At 63.7% G+C, this 21,293-nt stretch carries 20 protein-coding genes; 4 read left to right on the top strand and 16 right to left on the bottom strand.

Features of this window, described 5'->3' with window-relative positions; genetic code table 11:
* Positions 1-74 precede the first annotated feature (74 nt).
* From AC1DEK_RS07850 to AC1DEK_RS07860, 3 genes are read left to right on the top strand one after another with little or no spacing between them, the layout of a single operon-like run.
* On the top strand, positions 75-1,034 hold the full coding sequence (locus AC1DEK_RS07850) for a flavin reductase (protein ID WP_478124651.1): 960 nt from the start codon (positions 75-77) through the stop codon (positions 1,032-1,034).
* Positions 1,031-2,800 (top strand): FAD-dependent oxidoreductase, encoded by a 1,770-nt coding sequence (locus tag AC1DEK_RS07855; protein WP_478124652.1) that lies wholly within the window; start codon positions 1,031-1,033, stop codon positions 2,798-2,800. Before AC1DEK_RS07850 ends, AC1DEK_RS07855 begins: the two co-directional genes overlap by 4 nt.
* A complete protein-coding gene (locus AC1DEK_RS07860) occupies positions 2,784-3,125 on the top strand; it encodes an NIPSNAP family protein (protein ID WP_478124653.1) in 342 nt (113 codons plus the stop codon). The genes AC1DEK_RS07855 and AC1DEK_RS07860 overlap by 17 nt, the downstream gene beginning before the upstream one ends.
* Before the next feature lie 48 nt (positions 3,126-3,173).
* On the opposite strand, the gene AC1DEK_RS07865 is transcribed toward AC1DEK_RS07860, so the two are convergent.
* From AC1DEK_RS07865 to coxB, 4 genes are read right to left on the bottom strand one after another with little or no spacing between them, the layout of a single operon-like run.
* Positions 3,174-4,499, bottom strand: a complete 1,326-nt coding sequence (locus tag AC1DEK_RS07865; RefSeq protein ID WP_478124654.1) for a ferredoxin reductase family protein — start codon at positions 4,497-4,499, stop codon at positions 3,174-3,176.
* 16 nt (positions 4,500-4,515) lie between these two features.
* A complete protein-coding gene (locus tag AC1DEK_RS07870) occupies positions 4,516-4,863 on the bottom strand; it encodes a hypothetical protein (RefSeq protein WP_478124655.1) in 348 nt (115 codons plus the stop codon).
* Positions 4,860-7,397, bottom strand: a complete 2,538-nt coding sequence (gene ctaD, locus AC1DEK_RS07875; RefSeq protein ID WP_478124656.1) for a cytochrome c oxidase subunit I — start codon at positions 7,395-7,397, stop codon at positions 4,860-4,862. The genes AC1DEK_RS07870 and ctaD overlap by 4 nt, the downstream gene beginning before the upstream one ends.
* On the bottom strand, positions 7,394-8,113 hold the full coding sequence (gene coxB / locus AC1DEK_RS07880; RefSeq protein ID WP_478124657.1) for a cytochrome c oxidase subunit II: 720 nt from the start codon (positions 8,111-8,113) through the stop codon (positions 7,394-7,396). The genes ctaD and coxB overlap by 4 nt, the downstream gene beginning before the upstream one ends.
* Positions 8,114-8,149: 36 nt before the next feature.
* Between coxB and AC1DEK_RS07885 the strand changes: the two genes are divergently transcribed.
* Complete coding sequence (locus AC1DEK_RS07885) at positions 8,150-8,698, top strand: DUF2231 domain-containing protein (protein ID WP_478124658.1); 549 nt, start codon at positions 8,150-8,152, stop codon at positions 8,696-8,698.
* Here the strand turns inward: AC1DEK_RS07885 and AC1DEK_RS07890 are convergent.
* From AC1DEK_RS07890 to AC1DEK_RS07945, 12 genes are all read right to left on the bottom strand, one after another.
* A complete protein-coding gene (locus tag AC1DEK_RS07890) occupies positions 8,662-9,174 on the bottom strand; it encodes a CopD family protein (protein WP_478124659.1) in 513 nt (170 codons plus the stop codon). The genes AC1DEK_RS07885 and AC1DEK_RS07890 overlap by 37 nt on opposite strands.
* Positions 9,171-9,899: a cytochrome c oxidase assembly protein gene (locus tag AC1DEK_RS07895; RefSeq protein ID WP_478124660.1), complete on the bottom strand. Its 729-nt coding sequence runs from the start codon at positions 9,897-9,899 to the stop codon at positions 9,171-9,173. The genes AC1DEK_RS07890 and AC1DEK_RS07895 overlap by 4 nt, the downstream gene beginning before the upstream one ends.
* Before the next feature lie 186 nt (positions 9,900-10,085).
* Positions 10,086-10,766 carry a Fe2+-dependent dioxygenase gene (locus tag AC1DEK_RS07900; RefSeq protein ID WP_478124661.1) on the bottom strand — a complete coding sequence of 227 codons (681 nt, stop codon included), beginning with the start codon at positions 10,764-10,766 and terminating at the stop codon, positions 10,086-10,088.
* A gap of 95 nt (positions 10,767-10,861) precedes the next feature.
* Positions 10,862-13,189, bottom strand: a complete 2,328-nt coding sequence (locus tag AC1DEK_RS07905) for a catecholate siderophore receptor Fiu (RefSeq protein ID WP_478124662.1) — start codon at positions 13,187-13,189, stop codon at positions 10,862-10,864.
* A 218-nt stretch (positions 13,190-13,407) separates the two neighbouring features.
* Positions 13,408-14,775 (bottom strand): sulfite reductase subunit alpha, encoded by a 1,368-nt coding sequence (locus AC1DEK_RS07910; RefSeq protein ID WP_478124663.1) that lies wholly within the window; start codon positions 14,773-14,775, stop codon positions 13,408-13,410.
* Positions 14,772-15,821, bottom strand: a complete 1,050-nt coding sequence (locus AC1DEK_RS07915) for an FAD:protein FMN transferase (RefSeq protein ID WP_478124708.1) — start codon at positions 15,819-15,821, stop codon at positions 14,772-14,774. The genes AC1DEK_RS07910 and AC1DEK_RS07915 overlap by 4 nt, the downstream gene beginning before the upstream one ends.
* Complete coding sequence (locus AC1DEK_RS07920) at positions 15,818-16,621, bottom strand: DUF4198 domain-containing protein (protein ID WP_478124664.1); 804 nt, start codon at positions 16,619-16,621, stop codon at positions 15,818-15,820. The genes AC1DEK_RS07915 and AC1DEK_RS07920 overlap by 4 nt, the downstream gene beginning before the upstream one ends.
* 29 nt (positions 16,622-16,650) lie before the next feature.
* Positions 16,651-17,169 (bottom strand): DUF2271 domain-containing protein, encoded by a 519-nt coding sequence (locus tag AC1DEK_RS07925; protein ID WP_478124665.1) that lies wholly within the window; start codon positions 17,167-17,169, stop codon positions 16,651-16,653.
* Between the two features lie 18 nt (positions 17,170-17,187).
* A complete protein-coding gene (locus AC1DEK_RS07930; protein WP_478124666.1) occupies positions 17,188-17,841 on the bottom strand; it encodes a PepSY-associated TM helix domain-containing protein in 654 nt (217 codons plus the stop codon).
* Positions 17,842-18,058: 217 nt separating this feature from the next.
* Positions 18,059-18,622: a methyltransferase family protein gene (locus AC1DEK_RS07935; RefSeq protein WP_478124667.1), complete on the bottom strand. Its 564-nt coding sequence runs from the start codon at positions 18,620-18,622 to the stop codon at positions 18,059-18,061.
* A gap of 53 nt (positions 18,623-18,675) precedes the next feature.
* On the bottom strand, positions 18,676-19,263 hold the full coding sequence (locus AC1DEK_RS07940) for a VOC family protein (RefSeq protein ID WP_478124668.1): 588 nt from the start codon (positions 19,261-19,263) through the stop codon (positions 18,676-18,678).
* A 103-nt stretch (positions 19,264-19,366) separates the two neighbouring features.
* Positions 19,367-21,202, bottom strand: coding sequence for a tannase/feruloyl esterase family alpha/beta hydrolase (locus tag AC1DEK_RS07945; RefSeq protein ID WP_478124669.1), 1,836 nt, complete (start codon positions 21,200-21,202; stop codon positions 19,367-19,369).
* Positions 21,203-21,293: the final 91 nt, after the last annotated feature.

Raw genomic sequence — 21,293 nt, forward strand, 5'->3', positions numbered from 1 at the left:
GTGGGTCCCCTTGGTTGAAATGGTAGGCCAGTATATCTATAATGGTCTAACCATTCAACTTCTGGAACAAACCCGTGACGAACCCGAACCTCGCGTCCGCTGACACGCAGAACGCCTTCGACGTGCGGGCCTTCCGCAGCGCGCTCGGCAGCTTCCCGACTGGCGTCGCCATCATCACCACCACTGGCTCCGATGGAAAACCGATCGGACTCACCTGCAACTCTTTCAGCTCGGTGTCGCTGGAGCCGCCGCTGGTGTCCTGGGGCCTGCGACTGGCCAGCAAGAGCCTGGAGGCCTTCCGTCAGAGCGGTGCCTTCGCGATCAATGTGCTGGCGGAGGACCAGAAGGAGCTGTCGGCGCGCTTCGCCAGTGGTGCCGTCGTCGACAAGTTCGACGGCGTGGCATGGACGTCGGGTCACCGCGGGCTGCCGGTGATCGCCGGCAGCGTGGCCACCTTCGAATGTGACAAGTTCGCCGAGCACCTCGCCGGCGACCACGCGCTCTTCCTCGGCCAGGTGGCGAAGTTCGACCACGGCCGGCAGGAAGCCTCGCTGGTGTTCTACAAGGGCGCCTACATGATGCTGGCGCAGTCGCTGCGTGAGTTGGCGGCGAGCGGACAGCTCGATTCGCTCCACCTCGACCAGGCGCGGCGGCTGATCAATTGCATGCTGCTGCGCCTGGCATGCCAGAACGGCGCGACGGAGGACTTCGACGCCATCGAGAGCAACATCGCCGAGATCGAAAACTATCAGGATGCAGCGCATCGTGCCGAGGCCAGCATCGAGTTCTTCCGCTTGGTTACCAAGGCCGCGCACAACGACGTGCTGGTGGTCGTGGCGGAGACGCTCACGACGCTGCTGCGGCATGTGCTGCAGACCGATTCCACACTTCGGGCCCGTCCTGAGCTCGTGCCGGTGCGCCGGAAGATCCTCGCGCACATGCGCGAGCGCGACCCCGACGCGGCGGAAGCCGAAATGAGCCACTACTTCGACCAGCTTCGCCGCGGTGCCGCAGCGCAGGAGACCCTCGCATGAAAATGAATGAACTACCCACGACGGAATGTGACGTGCTGGTGATCGGCTCGGGCGCCGGTGGCCTCTCGACCGCCATCACTGCCACGAAGAACGGCCTGGATGTCATCGTCGTCGAGAAGGAGCCGGTGTTCGGCGGCACCACTGCCTTTTCCGGCGGCGTGCTGTGGATTCCGCTGTCGCCGCATGCGAAGAAGGCCGGCTACGCCGATACGCGCGAGGCCGTCATTCGCTACATGAAGGCCGAAACGGGGCGCTGGTACGACGCTCCGGCGGTCGAGGCTTTCATCGACAGGGGCCCCGAGATGGTGGAGTTCTTCGAAAGTGAGACGGAGGTGCGATTCATCCCCACGCTCTACCCCGACTACCATCCCGACGCGGCCGGCGGCGTGGACATCGGACGTTCCATCCTTGCTGCGCCTTACGACATCCGCGCGCTGGGGCCGGATATGGCTCGGCTGCGCCAGCCGCTCGCGACCATCACCTTCATCGGGATGATGTTCAACTCCGCCAACGCGGATCTCAAGCATTTCTTCCGCTTCAGCAAGTCCTTTGCTTCGTTCCAGTACGTCGTCAAGCGCCTGCTCAACCATGTGAAGGAACTGGTGCTCTATCGGCGCGGTATCAATGTGACGAGCGGCAATGCATTGGCGGCGCGGCTGGCGAAATCGGCGCTCGACCTGAAGATTCCGATTCGCACGAGCACGCCGGCGCAGGAACTGATCATCGAAAACGGTCGCGTCATCGGTGCACTGGTGAAGGGGCCAGAAGGCTTGCAGCGCATCGTCGCTCGCAAGGGCGTGGTGTTGGCCGGCGGCGGTTTCTCGCATGACCTGCAGCGCATCGCCCAGGCCTACCCGCACGTGCGCGCAGGTGGCGAGCATTTCTCACCGGTGCCCCGGGGCAATACCGGCGACGGTGCACGCATGGCCGAGAAGGTGGGCGGGCGCGTGGAGATTCGCTTCAGCTCGCCGGCCGCCTGGATGCCGACATCGAAGGTGCCGCTGGGCAACGGTGAGTACGGCGCCTTTCCGCATCTGCTGGACCGCTACAAGCCCGGCATCATCGGCGTGCTGACGAACGGCAGGCGCTTCACCAACGAATCGAACTCGTACCACGACGTGGGCGCGGCGATGGTCGCGTCAGGGCAGGGCGCAGACACCGGCATGTGGCTGGTCTGCGACCAGGCCACGATTGGCAAGTACGGCATGGGCTATGCCAAGCCGGCGCCGATGCCGCTCGGGCCGCTGGTGCGCAACGGCTATCTGCTCAAAGGCGCCACGGTGCGCGAGTTGGCCCAGAAGGCCGGCATCGACCCGGCCGGGCTTGAGCGGACGGTGCGCGAGTACAACGAAGGCGCGGTGCACGGTGAAGATCGCCAGTTCGGCCGCGGCACGACCTCTTTCAACCGCTACCTCGCGGACCCGGACAACAAGCCGAATCCCTGTGTGGCGCCGATCGGCCGGGGTCCCTATTACGCGCTGCGCGTGGTGATGGGCGACCTGGGCACCTTCGATGGCATCGCCACCGACGTGGTGGGGCGCGTGCTCGATGCGCAGCGCCAGCCGATCGTGGGCCTCTACGCGGTGGGTAACGACCGCGCCAGCGTGATGGGTGGCAACTACCCGGGCGCCGGTATCACGCTGGGGCCGATCATGACCTTCGGCTACATCACCGGGCGCCACTTGGCCGGGCTGGAGGCGGCGCTTTCTTCAACGACCAACATGACTCCCACGACCGAAAGTCAAGCCGATGTCATACCCGCCTAAGCCGTTGGTCGATCAGCGCATCTACACGATCCGGCTGCGCAAGATGCCGGAATTCCTCGAGGTCTTCAACCGGATGGCTCTGCCGTTCCTGATGGAGACGCTGGGTACGCCGCTGGGCTTCTACGTGAGCCATGTCGGCCCGCTCAACCAGTTCGTGCATCTTTGGGGCTATGACGACCTGGCCGACTACGAACGGCGCTGCCAGGCGCGCGATGCGCACCCAGACTTCCCTGCCTATTTGAAAGCGTCTGAGCACCTGATCACGGCGCAGGAGACGCGGCTGATCAAGGCAGTCCCGATGACAGGCTGGAGATCTCCCACCTGAAGGTCAGGATGAGGGACTGAAAACTTCAATGAGTCCCTACAGCTACTACTACACAAAGCTATACCGTTCAGAGTGGTACTTGGCCAGCGGCACCTTCATCTCCCCCAGCGCCGCTTCGATCGCGTCGAGCATCACATCGGGTCCGCAGATGAAATACTCGTGAGCCGCGTAGTTCGGCGGGAGGTGGCGCTTGAACACCTCCACCGTGATGCGGCCTTTTTCACCCGTCCAACCTTCAGGCGGGTTCGAGAGCACGTGGACCAACGTCAGGTCGACCCGCTTCGCCAGCACGTCCAGTTCTTCCCGGAAGGTCACCGACTCCCAATCCTTGCTGCCATAGATCAGGATCAGCGGCCGCTTGTCCCCGCGATCCGCGAAGGTGCGGATGATGCTCATCATCGGCGTGATGCCGATGCCCCCAGCGATGAGCACGTGCATGTCGGCCGGGTTGCCTGTGGTGAATGCGCCGTAGGGACCGTCCAGATAGACGCGCGTGCCAACCGGCACCTTGGGGATTTCGTTCGTGAAATCCCCGAGCTTGCGGATGGTCATCTCGACGCGTCCATCCGCGGCTTCGGCGCTCGACGAGAAGGAAAACGGATGGCCGGTGATCTTGAAAGGGCTGCCCCATAGCGTCAACCAACCGAACTGGCCCGGTCTGAAGCGAAAGCCCGCATGCCCCTCGGGCCGCATCACGAGGGTTGTCGTATCGCCGCGTTCCTGGCGAACTTCCGACACGCGATAGGGCCGCCGCAGCATGAAGAGCGGCTTCAAGATGCGCACGTAGGCCAGCAGGGCAATCCAGAAGAGCGTCATGCCGATCCAGAGGGCGCGCTTCATGGGGTCGACCAGATAGAAGCCCCAGCCCACCATGTGGAGCAATCCGCCACCGATGGCCAGCAGGGCAAGCAGGATGTGCGTGATGTGCCAAAGCTCGTAGCTGATCTTCAGGCGCACACGCCACAGCGCCATGACCACGAGCGTGACGACCGAGCCGAGCGAAAGCACCGCGAAGACGGCGCCCATGGGCACATCGGCCAGCGTCTCGGGCGGCGCGAGCTTGTCGGAGCCGGTGGCGATCAGGATGAGTGGATGCGCCACCACGAGCGCCACGGCGATGAGCGAGATGCGCCGGTGAAAGTGGTAGATGACATCTTCGCCCCAGGGATCGGTGACATACCTGAAGCGCGCGGTGAGCCCGAACTGAAGTCCCATCATCGCGAGGCCGGTGTAGCCGAGCCCCACCGAGAACTCGGTCCAGAAATTGCGGCTCGGTGGCAGGGTGCCGGTCAGCAGCGCGAGCATGGGCGCGAGGATGAACAGCAGGTAGATGACGGCCCAGACGGCCTTTCGCAGGAGATCGCGGTTCGTCATGTGTCGACGCGTCAGATCAAATGCACGTCGTGAGAAGCAGCGGCGGCCCCAGCGCGAGCACTGCGCTGGCAAAGGCCACGATGGTCGACCACACGATCACGTCCTGCAGGAAGCTACCAGTCTTGCCAGCGTCTGCATTCGGTGTCTGCCTGGCGAACTTCAGCCACATCCAGCCGATGACGAGCAGGTGCGCGATGAACACGATGACGAGGCTCCAGCGGAGCACGGCTGTCGGCCAGCCGAAGGCACATCCGACCGCATGAAGCGCATAGAGTACCGACAGCGCAAGACACCACACACCGAAGCCGCCCGCAAGCCACCAGATGCGTCGGGGCGGCACGATCGCGCTGGTGGCGGCGTTCATGGGCGGGCCCCGAGTACGGTCACCAGTGAGGGCAAGGCAAGCACGAGTCCCACCGCGATGATGCCCGTGACCAGCGTATAGCCAACCCAGAGTTGCGTCAGACGCAGGTCGCTCGAACGGCGCTGCGAAATGTAGCCATTGCGCACACGCTGGAAGTTGCTGAAGAGAAACAGCAGTCCGGCGCCGGCATGAAAGGCGACGTAGCCCAGGAGCACCGATGCCGTCGCCCCGAGCGCATGCTCTCGCGGGCTCGGCGTCACGCCCAGGATCATCTGCACGATGGCTGCAACGGCAGCGATCAGCGCAATCGCGGTGAGGCCCATCCAGGCTGATGCCTTGCCGCTGGCGGCCACCACTTTGAGCGAGCCGCGTGTCGAGACTGCCGCAATGACAAGCGACACGATGGCGCCGAATGCAAGACTCCAGCTGGGTGTCGGCGGCGTCATCTTCTGCCAGTCCCCGCCCGCCAGCCAGAGATAGAAGGTGCCAAAAATGAGCGATGTGAACAGCGTGCCGTTCGCGAAGAGGGCGCAGATCATCGCGAGGTAGGACGGCGTGCTGGCGACCTCGGTGTGCGGCGGCACTTCGACGCCGAGCCCGACTGGCAACGGCCCGTGGTCGCGCGACAGCCCCGCGCGACTGCCCGCATGGACGAACAGTCCGAAGGTGACGAGCGCCAACACGAGCGACAGCCAGTAAGCCTTGAACAGGAAGCCCAGGACCACGCCGCCGGTGACGATCGCCGTGACCAGCGGCAGGTAGGTGGGATTGGGCAGGACGATCACCTGATCCGGCTTGCCGCTGGTGATGTGGACACCCAGCGTCTCTTGCCATCCGTTGCGCGCAAAGCCGAGGTAGCCCTCGCCGCGCGCCAGCGACAAGGCTAGCTCGCCCCTTGGCACGCTGTCGGTCTGTGGACCCGCGTGCGGAATTGAGGCGAACGCATACGACGCCGGCGGCAGCGCCATGGCCCATTCGAAAGTCGCTGCCTTCCAGGGGTCTCGCCGCACGCGGCGTCCGAAGCGCAACTGCACGACAAGATCGATAAGGAGCAGGCCGAAGCCGATCGTCATCACGAACCCCCCGACGGATGACAACAGGTTCAGCCAGTTCCAGCCTTCGTCGCCGCGGTAGGTATAGACGCGCCGCGGCATGCCGAGCAGGCCCGTCAGGTGCATCAGGAAGAAGGTCATGTTGAAGCCGATGAAGATCAGCCAGAACGCGGGCACGGCCAATCGATGCACGGCCGTGCGCCCGGTGACCAGAGGCAGCCAGTAGTAGATCGCGGCCATCATCGGAAACGCGAGCGCTCCTGCCACCACGTAGTGCATGTGCGCGACGACGAAGTAAGTGTCATGCGCCTGCCAGTCGAAGGGCACCATCGCGAGCATCACGCCGGTCAACCCGCCCATCGCGAAGATGAAGAAGAAGCCGAAGATGTAGAGCATCGGCACGCCCCAGCGCGGCTTGCCGTGCGACAGCGTCGCGAGCCACGCGAAGACCTGCACGGCGGTGGGTACGGCGACGATGGCGGAGCCGGCCGAGAAGAAGGCGAGCGCGAGATGCGGAATGCCCACGGTGAACATGTGATGCACCCAGATGCCGAAGCTCAGGAATGCCAGCGCGATGATGGCGACCACGATCGCGCGATATCCGACCAACTGCCGGTTGGCAAAGACCGGGATCATCGTCGACAGCACACCGGCCATCGGCAGGAAGATGATGTAGACGTCCGGATGGCCGAACAGCCAGAACAGGTGCTGCCAAAGCAGTGAGTCGCCGCCGCGCGTGGGGTCGAAGAAGGGCATACCGAAGGCGCGCTCGAGTTCGAGCAGGATCGAACCGAGGATGAGCGGCGGGAAGGCGACGATCATCATCAGCGCCGTCACAAGGATGTACCAGCCGAAAATCGGCATGCGGTCGAGCGACATGCCCGGTGCGCGCATCTTCAGGATCGAGACTGTGATCTCCACCGCGAGCGACAGCGCGGAGATCTCCACGAAGGTGATGCCGAGCAGCCAGATGTCCGCATTGACGCCCGGCGAATAGACGTTTGAACTGAGCGGCGTGTACATGAACCATCCGCCATTGGGCGCGATGCCCAGCACCAGTGACACCGTGATGATCGACGCGCCGAAGAGATAGCACCAATAGCCGTAGGCGGTCAGCCGCGGAAATGCGAAATCGCGCGTGCCGAGGATCTTCGGCGTCAGGTAGACCGCGAAGCTCTCCACCATCGGAATGGCAAACAGGAACAGCATCATCGATCCGTGGACCGTGAAGACCTGGTTGTAGGTCTCGGGGTCGAGGAAGCCCGAATGCGGCGTCGCCAACTGCACGCGCGTCAGCATGCCCAGCACGCCCGCGATGAGGAAGAACGTGAAGGACGTGAGGAACATCCGTTTGCCGATGACCGAGTGGTTCACGGCGGCAAGCCGCTGCCAGCCAGGACCTGTGGCCCATATCCGGTTCAACTGGCGGTGCAGCCGGAGTGCGTGTGCACCTTCGGGTTGCGAACTGACGGGTCCACTCATTTCTTCGCCTCCGGTGCTTCGAGCGCCTGTGTCAGGGCCGCGGAGAAGTCCTCCGGTCGATGGACGATGACGACGAACCGCATGCCGGCGTGGCCCAGCCCGCAGAACTCGTCGCAGGTTCCTTCGTAGCGGCCGGGGTGGTCGGCCTGGATGCGCAGCCTGTTGGTCCGGCCCGGCACCGCGTCGATCTTGCCCGCGAAGCGCGGAACCCAGAAGGCGTGGATCACGTCTTTGCTCGTCACCGCCATGTCGACGGGTTGGCCGGCAGGCAGAAGCAGGACGTTGCGTGTCTCGGCGCCGCCGTGCTCCGGATAGCGAAACGTCCAGGCCCATTGCGCCGCCACCGCCTCGATGCGCTGCTGCGGCGCGCTGCCGGGCAGGGGCAGCAAGCGTTCGCCGGTCACGAGCCCATAAGCCAGCAACGGCAGCAGGACGCAAGCGGGCAGCACGAGTCCGCCGAGGACGATCCACCGCATCGGAGAGACGCCGGAGCCCCAGCCCGGACGCCTGAACACCTGGATGAAGATCCCGATGACGAGAAGGAAGAGAACGGCCGAGCCGATCAGCATCACCCACCAGAGCGTCGCGATCGAAGCGGCAGCCGGTCCGGAGGGATCGAGCGCCGACAACGGCCCGGTGCAACCAGACAACGCGGACAACGCCGCCAACGATCCGGCTTGGAGCACCGCGCGCAAGACGCTACGATGGCCGCCCATTGACTGCGTCGGCGTCCGATGCAAAGGAGAAGAAGCATGGCGAGCCATAGCGACGGAGTTAGCGACGGAGTTCTCGGCAAGACTGCCGACAGGGCTGCTTCTTCGCAGAGCGAAGTCCTGCTTGAACTGCAGCGGCTCGATGTCGGCTCTGCCGTCGCGGTGATCGGGCACCCGATCCACGTGATGCTGGTGCATTTTCCGGTGGCGTTCATCGTCGCGACACTCGGTGTCGACGTCTTCTACTGGTGGTCCGCCGATGCCTTCTGGCTGCGCGCGGGCATCTGGGCGTCGGGCATGGCGTTCTGGAGCGGCGTGGGCGCGAGCATCGTCGGCACCGGTGAGCTTCTGCTTGTCCGCGGAATTCGGCTGCACGAGGCAAGCTGGTCGCACGCCATCGCTGCGATGACCTTGGTTGCCATCGCAGGCGCAAGCTGGGGACTGCGATTGACCGATCCCGCATCGGTCTTGCCGCACGGTCTCGTGCTGTCGGCAATCGCCTCGGTCATGGTCGGCTTCGCCGGCTGGCATGGCGGCAAGCTGGTGTTCGATCATGGCATCGGCATCCTGGTGTCGCCGAAGGACTGATGCCACAGCCGTGAAAGGCCGCCGGGCTCGAACAGGTGCGCGGCGAACATGTTCGAGTCGATGTGAGGCTTGGCCAGCACGACCCAGAGGATGGCGGCGATCAGCACGACATAGGCGACGGTGAGCGCCACGAATGAGAAGCGGCCGAAATGGCCCCTGGGCATGAACAACTGGTGCATGACCAGCCCGGCCACCACGTGCAGCATCGCCATGAGACTGACCAGCACCATCTTGATGGTGAACCATTCGACGAAGGTCGCCTGCAGGAAGATCAGCGCCGTGCCAGTGCCGATAGCAATGAACGCGGCGGGCGAAGTCATCTCCACATACACCAGGCGCGTGATGCGGTGCAGGCGGTCGAGGTCTCCGCTCGCCGTCAGAGCTTTGCGCTGCCAGAAGAGGAAGGGCAGGACGATCAGTCCGCCCGACCAGACCGCGATCGCCGCAAGATGAGCGAACTTGAGGAACGTCGTCACAGGGCGGGCTCGCTCGGTCGAAGGCTGGACCATGCGAGCCAGAGCCCCACGCCCAGATAGGGCAGCATCGCGGGGACCCACATCAACAGCCCCGCAAGCTGCTGGTCGGCGATCGGAGTGAACCCCCAGGACACTGCGCTTGCGATGTGTACCGGGTAGAGGGGCACCGAGGCGAAGACGATCAGCGCGCCGAGAAGACCCATTTGCGCGATGGTGGCGACCAGTGCCATCAGCGCGGGGCCCGTCGGAGTCGATGCCGAAAACACGCCGCGCCACAGCAGCCACCCGGTGCCGAGCAGCGAAACCTGCATCAGCCAATAGGACGGCACGCTGGCAAGCCCCCATGCATAGGGCCCGGGTGCGTGCCAGAGCCACAGCACGATGGTGTGGGCAGCGACGAGCATCGCCAGCGGCGGAGTACCCGCGCGTGGCAGCGGAAAGGCCCGCGCCAGCAGCGGCGCAACGACAGTGACGAGCAGCATGTGGTGGAACACCCGCGCCGAGAACAATGCCGATGACAACGCGCAGAGTGGAGACACGAAGACAATGAACATCAGCGCGAGCGCACTCCAGCCCGCACGCGCGTCGGACGATTTGCCTCGGGCAACGGCCACTGACAACGCGATGAGCGCTGCCAGCAGCAGTGGATCCGTATTCCAGCGCGTCCAAAGGTCCGAAGGGACCGGCGCAGGGCCGCAGTAGGCGATTGCGAAATCCAGCGTCACAAGACCACCCACAAGATCACCTTTCCCCCGTTCCCGGCCTTGCCCGTCATGCGGCGGCCGGCTTGAAGTGTTCGAAAGGATAGTAGCTGTCGAGCGAAGGCTCAAGCGCTGTACGAAGTGCTTGACAAATTTGCACCCGGTCGGCCGCGTGCGCGGTTCCGCACAACCGATGCCTTCAGCAGAACCTCACACCTCGGACCACATCCGCAGCAGGTTGTGATACTGCCCCGTGAGCGCCACAGTCTCCTCGCACTCGCCCACTCTCGCCCGCAGCTTCTGGATCACTTGATCGAGTTCGAACAGCATGCCTCTTTGTCGATCGTCGCGGATCATGCTCTGGAGCCAGAAGAACGAGCAGATGCGCTCGCCCCGCGTGACAGGATGGACACGATGAAGGCTCGTGGAGGGATAGAGGATCAGGTCCCCGGCAGGAAGCTTGACTTCATGCGTTCCGTAGGTGTCGACCACCTCGAGTTCGCCGCCTTCGTAGTCCTCCGGATCGCAGAGGAACAGCGTGCAGGAAAGATCGGTACGCAGCGGCTGGCCAGTGCCGGGCACCGTTCGCACCGATCCGTCGACGTGCAGTCCATAGTGCTCGCCGCCTTCGTAGCGATTGAACATCGGCGGCACGAAGCGAAGCGGCAGCGCGGCAGAAAAGAAGAGCTGATTGCCGGCCAGCGCAGAGAGGATGGTCTTGCCCAATTCGCGGCCCACGGGCGATTGCTCGGGCAACTGGCGGTTGCGCTTCACGCGGGCGCCTTGCGCGCCGACGGATTCGCGCCCGTCCACCCAATCGGCTGCGTCGAGTGCGGCGCGGATCTCTCGAACCTGCTCTGCGCTCAGAACGTCGGGTACATGCAGCATCATTTCGCACACTCCTCACAATGAAAAAAGCCCCTGCCGCAAAGCAGGGGCCGAGTGTCGCATCCGGCTCGGCGCGAACTCGTCGATCTCGATGCGCGTCAGAACGCGAAGTTGGCCGTGATGCGTGCCGACCGCGGAATGCCCGGCGTGTAGCGATAGCCGCTCTTGTTAATGGCTGCCACGTATTCCTGGTCGAACAGGTTGTAGACGTTCAGCTGGAGCTCGACATTCTTGTTGATGCGGTAGGAAGCCATTGCATCGACCACCCAATAGGCATCGGCATACGCCGGCGTGCCGATGGCGCCATCGGTGCCGCGGCTGAGCTTGCCGTTGTAGCGTGCGCCACCGCCGATCGTCAGCCCGAAAGGCAGCTGGTAGCTGGTCCAGAGGGTGAACGCGTTCTTGGGCGTGTAGGTCAGCACGTTCTCGCCGCTGGCCGTGATGGCGGGGCCGCTCAGCACGCTGGTGTCCATGGTCGTGAAGCCGGCGCTGACGCCCCATGCGTCAGTGATGGCTCCTGCCGCGCCGAGTTCGATGCCCTGCACGCGCTTCTTGCCGGTCTGGTAGTACTGCAGCGAAGTCGGGTCCTGCACGACCTCGTTCTTGATCTCGGTACGGTAGAGCGCCGCAGTCAGCGCGAGCTTGTTGTTCAGCACGTCCCACTTGGTGCCGACCTCGTAGGTCGTGCCTTCCTGCGGCTGGAAGTCGATGCGCGACGCACTGTTGCCCGTGCCGCCCGCGGCCAGCGCAAAGTTGGCCCCGCCCGGCGGCTGTGCCGAGGTGCCCCATGCCGCGTAGATGCTTCCGTTTTCCGCCGGCTTGTAGACGACGCCCAGCTTGCCCGACCACAAGTCGTCGGAGGTCGACAGCGACGTGGGCACCAGAGTGCCGACCGGCAGCTTCGGGAAAGTGGTGGCGGTCGACAGCGTCGAGGCGCGATAGTCGGTGTTGTAGTGGTCGTAACGCACGCCGCCGGTCAACTGCCAACGCTCGCTCAGCTTGACGGTGTCGAACACATACAGGCCCACCGTATCCGTGGAGCCCACGCTGTCCGCGCCGCTGTAGGTCCGGCGAAAGCCGACGACATTCGGGTTGGGGTTGTAGAGGTTGGCCGCGGGCCAGGCGCCGGTGTTGAAGGGTGCGCCAGCGGCGGGAGTGACATTGGGGCCGAAGAATCCCAAGCTGGTCTGCTCTTCTCGGATCAACTCCAGGCCAGCGTTCATCGTGTGGCCGACGGATCCCGTGTTGAACTTCGCGGAGACGTTGGTCTGGTTGGTGAACAGCTCGTTCGTCTGGTCCTTGTTGGTGGGATTGCTCCGCGCGATGCTCCAGGTGTTCGGGTTGGCAACGACCGGCGTCAGGAGGTTCGCGGACGAACCCATGAACGACGTCAGCATGTAGTCCTGGGAGGTCTTGCCGTAGCGCGTGGTGTTGCGCAATATGACGTCAGGCGTGATGTTGTGTTCGACGCGCGCCGTGAACATGTCGGCCGTCACGTTGTTGAAGTCCGAAGTCGTGCCGTAGAAATTCGACGGATCCACAGGCGAGGCGAAGCTCAGGAACCCACGCTTCGGATCGGGACTCGTGTAGCCCGGCAGGCCGATGGTCGGCACACCGCCATCAGGAACGCCGCTCTGGTCCATGTGCAGATAGTTGAAGTAGAAGCGCGTCGGCGTGTTCAGCCCGATCGCGATCGACGGTGCAATGCCCCAGCGCTTGGTGGTGATCTCGTCGCGGCCGGCTACACCAGAGTCGTCCATGACCGCGTTCAGGCGAAACGCCGCGCCAGAGCCGTCAGTGTTGGTGATGACCTTGTTCCAGTCGATGGTGCCCCGCTTGTAGCTGCCGCTGCCAAAGCCGACGGAACCCAGGAAGGCGTCTTCCATGTTCGGCTGCTTGGAGATCATGTTGATGTAGCCGGTGGGGGAGGTGCGTCCCACGTCGGTGCCCGATGGCCCCTTCACGACCTCGACCTGTTCGATGTTGAACACGTCGCGCGTGATCGAACCGAGGTCGCGAATGCCGTCGATGAAGATGCTGCTCGAAGCATCGAAGCCGCGCATGTAGATGGCATCGCCAGTGGTGGTGTTGCCGTTCTCTCCGAGATAGAAAGCGCCGGCCCCCGGCGTGTTGCGCAGGGCTTCAGACAGTGTCGTGGCGCCTTGCTCCCGCATCAGCACCTGGGGAATGACCTGGACCGTTTGCGGCGTGTCGACGAGCGGCGCCGTGAACTTGGGGCTGGCCGAATTGTCGACCTTCAGTTCAGTCGCGGGGGTGTCGGCGACGACGCGAACTTCCTTGAGAGTGTTCGTCGGGGTCTGCGCCGAGACGGGCAGTGCCAGTGCAAAAAGTGTGGCGGCCGTAGCGCTGCCCAGGGGGGGCAGGGCGCGTGCGACAGCATGCTTGCGGCTCTTGATGTAGGCCATGAATGTTCTCCGGAAAGGAAGGAAATGAGAACTTCACTGGCGGGTCCACGAGAGCGCCGTCTAGGCGTCTGGATTGGCTGGGTGAGTCGAATCGCCGTAGCGGCGAGTTCGCTCTAAATGATAATGACTCTCAACCGCAAATTAATCCGCTGTTCATCTTTACGAAACAAATCGACCAGATTGCGGTGCATCTGTTGCGGCGGAGCAACTTTGCGCGGTCAATAGACGTCGCGTCTGTAGCGATTCGTGCCGGCGAGTTCGCTCACTTGATCCGCCCCGAGAATCTGACGCAGGGCCGCGTCAACGCCGGAAGCCATTCCCTGCATGCTCCCGCAGACATAGATGGCCGCGCCGCGCAGGACACATTCGCGCACACCTTCATGAGCCTGAAGCAACAGGTGCTGCACATAGACGCGCTGCTCCTGATCGCGTGAAAAAGCCATGTCCAGGCGCCTGAGTACGCCATCGCCGCGCCATCCTTCGATCTCTTCTTGGCAGAGAAAGTCGTGCTTTGCGTTGCGTTCGCCGAAGATCAGCCAGTTGTCTTTCTGACCGATTGCCGCTCTCGCGCGCAGATGGCTGCGAAGGCCGGCCAGCCCCGTCCCATTGCCGATCAGGATCAGAGGGCGCTCCCGGTTCTCGGCGAGCCTGAAATTGCGATGCGGCCGGATTCGGAATTCCAGCGTGTCACCGATGGCAAGGGTCGAAGTCAATAGCCCAGAACCCGCGCCCAGGGTGCCGTCGGGATGCCGCTCCTGGCGAACCAGGAGTTGCAATGCACCGTCCGCCGGAATGGATGCGATGGAGTAATCACGAGGACGGCCAGGGTCCTTTGCAAGCGTGAGTTGTGCAATGTCGCCTGATTCCCATGTGGCTTCGGATGGGGCCAACGGTGAAAAACCCAGCTCGAACACAGGGGCGCCCGCGCTGCCCGGGTTCAAGAGCGTGCGTGCGGCGAGGCGCCAGCGAGTCGGCTGACCCGGCGGCGTTGCGGGCTGCACCGCAACCTCTTCAACGCCGCTGCACCGCGCTTTCCACGCGGCGATGGTGTCCGGATCTGCGTTGTCGACTTCGATCCTGTCGAAATGCCGAGTCGCACCCCGTGCGTGCAACCACTCGTCGAGCATGCGCCCGAACGCGCAGAAGTTGGCGTACTGGCGATCCCCCAGCGCAAGGACCGCGTAGCGCAGAGAAGGAAACTGGGCTGAAGACCCGATCACCTGCTCGGCGAACACACTGGCACCGTCGGGCGGGTCGCCTTCGCCATAGGTACTCGCGATGAAGAACGCTCGCCGTGCATTGCGCAGGACGTTGACGTCGGCCTTGTCGAGGGGCATCAGGCGCGCCGGCGTCCCGCTTTCATGAAGCCATCGCGCCGTTTGCCACGCCAGCGTTTCGGCATGGCCGGTCTGGGTTGCGAAAAGCACGAGTGCCGCTTCGCCGGCATCAGCGCCCGCAAATGCCGAAGCTGTTCGCGCATCGACGGTGCGCGCCCGGCGCTGCCGCCCATACACGGCAAGGCACAAAGTCGCGTAGGCGAGCACGATCGCGCACGCGGCAAGTGCTCGCAGGGTGGGTTCGCTCATGCGGCGCTCGCTCCGCCTGGCCAGAATTCGTTGGTTCGTTCGACATGACCTGTGGGGTCACGCAGCACGAACAATGCGGGGAGCTTGTGTTCCCGCGCAAAAGCGAACCCATCGTCAGGCCCCAGAACGGCAAGCACCGTCGCCAGTGCATCCGCCTGCATGCACTGCGAATGCAGCACCGAAACAGATGCCACTGTGTTGCACGTTGGCTCGCCCGAACGTGGATCGATCGTGTGCGACCACTGTCGCCCATGGCGATCGTGCACATGCCAGCGGTCCCCGGTCGTGGCGATCGCCATGTCGGACAGCGCAATCCTCCGAGTCATTCCGGCGGTCGATTCGATGAGCACCTGCCATGGCTCACCGCCCGGCCGCCGCCCGGCCGCCCGAAGCTCCCCTCCGATCTCGACCAGAAAATCGCGAAGGCCTGTGCCATGCAAAGCGGCAGTGACGTGATCGACTGCGAACCCCTTCGCGATCCCGGAGAGGTCGAGCGCGCAATCCCCAGGCTGCACGATCGATGGGCGAGCTGTATCGAACATCATGCGTTGCCACCCGACGCGCGCTCGCGCCGCGGCAATGTGCGATGCATCAGGCAAAGCCGTCGACAACGATGCTTGCGAGCCGAATCCCCAGAGGGCGACGAGCGGCCCGATCGTCGGATCGAGGGCTCCGTCACTCGCGGATGCCCAGTGCATCGCACATGCAAGCACCTCGGCGAATTCCGCTCCAATGACGTGACGGCGGCCCTCGGGGGCGCGATTGAAGCGGCTGATCTCCGAATCGGCCTCCCAAGTGCTCATCTGCGCAATCACGCGCTGCAAGGCAGCTTCCACGCTCGCCTGAATGGCAGCAAGCGGGACCATGGCGGGATTGTCAAAGCGCACGGACCACGTCGTGCCCATGCTTCGACCAGCCAAGGTCTGAAGGCTGGAAGGGTCCGCCCGTCGCGGTGCGCCCGCATTCGCATAGCCGCCCGCGCGCCACGTGGCGAACGAAATGCGCTCTGCCGCCGGCTTCTCCGAAGGAGTCTCCGATGCGCTCAGGGCATCACTTCCAGGGTTGCGGCGTAAGTCAGACGCCGCTCTTTCGCTTGCGGTACCGAGGTCCTGCCGTCCTTGGTGGCCGCTTCGAGCCAATACATGCCCGCCTGCGGCCACGTCACGGCGAACTGCCCCTTGGCATCGGTCTTGATCGCAACTTCATCGACCTTGTCCCGATAGCGCGTATTGCCGGGCGTCACGTTGACCTCGACGTCCTTGGCAGGTTGACCGTCGATGTGCAGCACGAACGTCGCCTTCTCGCCCTTGACCAGATCCGTCGGATTGGCCGCCACGAGCTCGAGCCCCTTGCCGATCGGCTTCAGCGTGCTGGGCTTGCCCACGGTCACGAAGGTCTCAATGCGTCCTGCCGATTGCGTGACCTCGACCTCCTGCGCGTCGGCCGGAATCTGGCCGGCGATGTTCTCCGGCGTGCCCCGCGCCCGCTTGGCCTGGCCGGTGGACTTGTCCTTCCAGCGCGCGAAGACGCCTTCGTTGAGCACCGCAATGCGGTAGGTGCCGGGCTGCGCGAGGTTCAGGTCGAACACGCTTCGCAGCTTGCCCTTGTGCATGTTCTCCGCCGCCACCGTGCTGCCATCCGGCGCGGTGATGGTGAGGTTGTCCAGTCCGAGCGGGTTGTGATTGAAGAAGAACAGATCGTTCGAGACGGCCGCATCGACCGTGATCCAGTCTCCTTTCGACAGAACCGTGCTCGACGGCAGCAACCACACGTTGTGTGCCTGGACGGCGGCTGCGCCGGCGGAAAGAGCAAGCGCAATGGCCGCGGTACGGATAGCAGTCTTCATGGTGAATCCCGTTGATGATGAATTGACGTTCAGGGCCGGAGTTCGAGCTTGACCTCGCCCAGTTCGCTATGGCCTTGCGCGGCGGTCAAGTCGCCTTGCGGCGGCCACTGGAAGGGGATGCTGACGATCTCGCGTCCGCCCACTTCACGCGCCGCTTCGACGTAGAGCTTGTAGGCGCCAGGTGCGAGCTTGGGCAATGCGACGGAACCCTCTGTGAAGTTGAGTTGATGCTTGCCGGCCGGCCGGGTCGCGCTGCTCACGCCGTCGACCGGCATCTGCAATTCGCGTCCCGTGCGGCGCCACCACTGGCGCATGTCCTTGAGCCACTTGGTGCCTTCGCCCTCGGCGTTGCCCTTGTTCTTGACGTCGTACCAGACGGCCAGGGTGGTCGCGACGGATTGGTCGGGACGCTCGATCCACGCTGCGACATAGGGCCGGTGGTATTCGGCGACGTTGAGCCGCGGGACTTCGATGTTGAGCGAGAGGCCCGCCGCGAACGCCGGGGCGCCGAGCAGAGCGGCAAGGGCAATCGAATATCGAACTTGCACTGGATCTTTCTCCTGAAATCAATGAATGAACAGCAATGCGAGCAGCATCGGGATCACCAGGCCCATGCCGACCATCGGCCATGTCAAGGGCCGATTGCCCGCATGCATCTTGAGGATGAACAAACCAGTGACCGAGAACACCAGCGCCGCCGCGGCGAAGATGTCGATGAACCAACTCCAGGCCGTACCCGTGTTGCGGCCCTTGTGCAGGTCGTTCAAGTAGGAGAGCCAGCCGCGGTCCGTGCGCTCGTATTCGGCTTGGCCGTCGGCGAGGCTGAGTCTTAGCCAGGCATCGCCGCCCGGACGCGGCAGGGAGAGATAGATTTCTTCGTCCGACCATTCGGCTTCGCGGCCCGAAGTGTCGATCGACCATTGCCGCCGCACCCAAGCCTGAAGCTCCTCGGGCAATTCGGCTTTGCCTTTTTGCGCCTTCTGCGCCTTGACGGCGGCGGCTTGCTGCACGAGTGTTTCGCGCAATGCCGAATCGATGGTGCCCGCATGGCTTGTGATGCTGGGTTTTGCCTCGATGCTTGCCGCGTGGTTGAGCGTGAAGCCTGTGACCGCAAACAAGATCATCCCAATGAGACAGACCGCCGAACTGACCCAATGCCATTCATGCAGGGTCTTGAGCCAATAGGCGCGGCGACGGTTGTCGGGGGATGTGGCGATCATTTGAGGCGCCGATTCTAGACTCACAAATGAGAATGAATGTTATTCTCGCGAGCAGGCGAGGGCAACGCAAAGATCCCATGCCCGTGGGGAAACCCTTGCCCTGCCTGGACTTTCAGCTATGCCATTGATAGCAGGTGAAGTTTCGTAAAGGCGAGAAAACGGGCGGCGCATGTTGCGGGCCGGATGCGCCGGATCCGTTCGGCTGCCTACAAGAAAGCTACAGGACGAAGGGCACGAAGCGGCGCGTGCGTCGCATGTAGTCCTGGTAGGCCGCGCCGAAATGCGCGAGGCATTCCTTCTCTTCGCGGAAAGCGGTGACGACAAGAAGCGCCGTCGCCATCAGCGCCAGCCCGAGACCGGGCCAGGTGAATTGCTGCAGGAAGATGCCCCATGCCAGGCAGATCAGCGCGGTGTACATCGGGTGGCGAATGAATCGGAATGCACCGGCGGTGACCAGCGTCGTCGTCTTCTCGAATCCAAGCAGGGCTTTGTCCCTGCGAGCCTCGCTCGGCGTGCCGAGACGCCTCAAGAGAACGAAGGCGTGAAGCGGCAGCAACACGGAGGTCATGAAAAGCGCCTGCGCCACCAACTTGCCCGGAGTGAGCGGCGCATCACCCCAGACGGGCAAGTTGATCCAGATCAGTCCGAGGATGCACTCCCATGCAAAGAAGCGATAGAAGCCATGAGAACGTGGCCGCAGGATCGCGCCCCGCGACAAGTAAAGGAGCGCGGAGCTCACGACCACGAAGGTGGGTCCGTAGGCTGCAAGTGGGAGCAGCATCCGCTTCGTCAGGTCAGCATTGGCAAGCTGTCACTCAGCCAACGAGTCGTCGGTCAATCCGCAACCACCGGATGGCGCAATGGCGCCACCGGCAGATGCACCGCGCGATGCAGGAAAGCCGACTCCGGCTCGCCGGCGCGCAGGCGGGCGAGCATTTCATCGGGATCGAATTCCACGCCGATCGGATTCTGCGCAAACCCCGGACCTTCCATGAATTCGGTGGCCTCTTCGTTGGTCGCGTAGGCGTCGACCTGAAACTCCATTCGGTTGCCGTCAGGGTCCCCGTAATACATCGACACCGTGATGCCGTGATGCAGGCACCAGTACGGCAGGATGCCGAGCTCCTTCAGTTGGGCGTAGTTCTCCGCAAGCTCACGCAATGACCCGTAGGTGTAGGCCACATGGTCGACGCCGACAAGATCCTGCCGGCGTCGAGGTCCATCGGGCTCGAACACCGACAGGTTGATGAAGGCGACGCGGTGATGCTCATCGTCGTAGGTGACGAAGGCAATCGCCGGGTTGCGATGCCGGACCGTGGCGTCAAACACGGTCTGGTACCAGCGGATCATCTCGTCGAAGCGATAGGTCCGGTAAACCACGTGAACGAACTTCGCGGGACGAATGCGGGGTGTTGCTGTCATGTCGGCTCCCATTCGGCTGCTGCCGAAGCCGATCGGGACACTAGCATTTTCAGACGGACCCCGCCAGTCTCCTATTTCAGTTCAACACAGGTTCAAGACAACTTCAGGAACAGTTGTATGAACTTGCCGCACTCGGATCGGTGCCCACGAAGTTGGCCTTGGTCGGATACATACAGATCGGCCGTGAAGTCGTCTTCGCGCCGCCCGTGGTCACCTGCGAGGTGATGTCGAGCCTGCTCGGCGGCTGACCCTGTTCCACCCACGCGGTCAGCGCGAGGTACAGCTGGTCGAGGGTGGGAAGCGGCGGATTCGCGGCAGGGTTGGTCGTGCCATTCGCGAAGCCATGCGCCATGCCGGGAACCAGAAAGAGCCTGTAGAAGTTCTTGACGACGGTGTCGCCTCCCATCTTCGTGGTCAACCTGTTGTAGTAGTTGAGCGTGCCCTGCGGCGGAATGAGCGTGTCCGACAGCCCGTGATAGACCAGCATCTTGCCGCCCCGCGCCGCGAATTCGGCGAGATTGTTGTCGTCGGTGTTGATGTTGGCGAACTGGGGCTGGAGTGCCACGCCGCGGTCGTATGCATTGGACAAGTCGATGTACGACAAGCCCTTCCAACCGTCAGCGCCGTTGCCCGTCGCGTTGACGAAGTTGGTCGACGCAATCGTCGGGTTCTGCAGCTCGAGGGCCACCATGTCGGATGCGATGGTGAAGGGCGTCGGGCCTGCAAGCCCTGAGACGTTGGTGCCTCGCGTGAGGCCATACCAGCGCTGGCTGCCCTGCGGTTCAAGCGCGAAGCCGTTGTCGGTCGAAGGCGAGGGCACGGAACCGTCAGCCGTCTGGCCGTACCAGATCTTGTTCATGGCGACGGCCTGTTGTTGCGTGACGCAGCTGCCAGCTGGCGCGCCGCCTCCGCTCGATGCGCAGATCACGCTCGCGTCCTGCGTCGGATCGTAGCGGCACTGCGACGGATCGGGGACGTAGCCCAGATGCTGGTTGCCGACGACGTCGCATGCATTGATGGCGGCATTGCCGAGCAATGCAATCTGCGCTGTCGTGAGCGGAACGCCACCCAGGTCGCGCTGATAGACGATCTGCGGATACAGCTCGGATGTGATGAACTTCGACCAGTTGATCGCCGGCGCGCCGGCCAGGATGCCGTCGAAGTCCTTCGGATTGGCCTGTGCCTCTTTATGGCCCTGGCGTCCGCCGGTCGAGAAGCCGTTCCAGTAGGCGTACTTGGCCGCGGTGCCGTAGTAGGCCTGCGTCAGCGCCTTGGTCTTCACCGCCATTTCGTGAATGGCCCGCTCGGAGAAGTCGTTCCACAACACTGTGTTGATCGTTCCGTCGGGATTCATCGCGAAGGAGCCGCCGTTCGCTGTGTTGGCATGCCCGGTGTCGGTGCTTGCGGATACGGCGCCCTCGACCATGGCGGTCGTCGCGGGTGAGCCGGACGAGCCGCCGGTGGTGCCGGCCAGTGCCGTCGTCGAAGCCTGCACGCCGCCGGCCCAGCCGCCGCCGCCCTTGACGTGGATTCGATGATTCCACTTGCCTTCACTGGGCAACCAGATCTCGATGCCGATTCCGGACGAAGTCGAAGGCGCACCCGCCGGCCCCGGATTGCCAGGGCCGACAAGCAGCTTGACCACACACACATCGCTCGTTGCCGTCGGTGTCGTTGCGGTCGATGCCCCAGAGAGCAAGAGCGGATCGCCCGCCTTGAACGGCTTCACCAGAAGAACCTGCGTCAGGCTGTCCGGCGTGAAGCGCGTCTTCATGGTGTCGTCACAAACGAGCTTGGACTGCCCAGGCGGCGTGATGGGAAAAAACCCGCCCCCGCCGTGACCCCCGCCACCGCACGCGGCGAGCGTGCCCGCCACGGCAAAAAGCCCGAGCCGGCCGAGTGTCGCTGTCGACGACTTGAACGCGCATTGCATGAGCATGATGTCCCCTCTTGGTGTGTTGGCTGCGGAGTGCAGCTTCAATGTTCCTAGAGGTTCATGCGCTAACGTTGCTTGCGTCGTCGTAGGAATC

The sequence above is a fragment of the Variovorax sp. 10N420 genome, assembly GCF_056394705.1.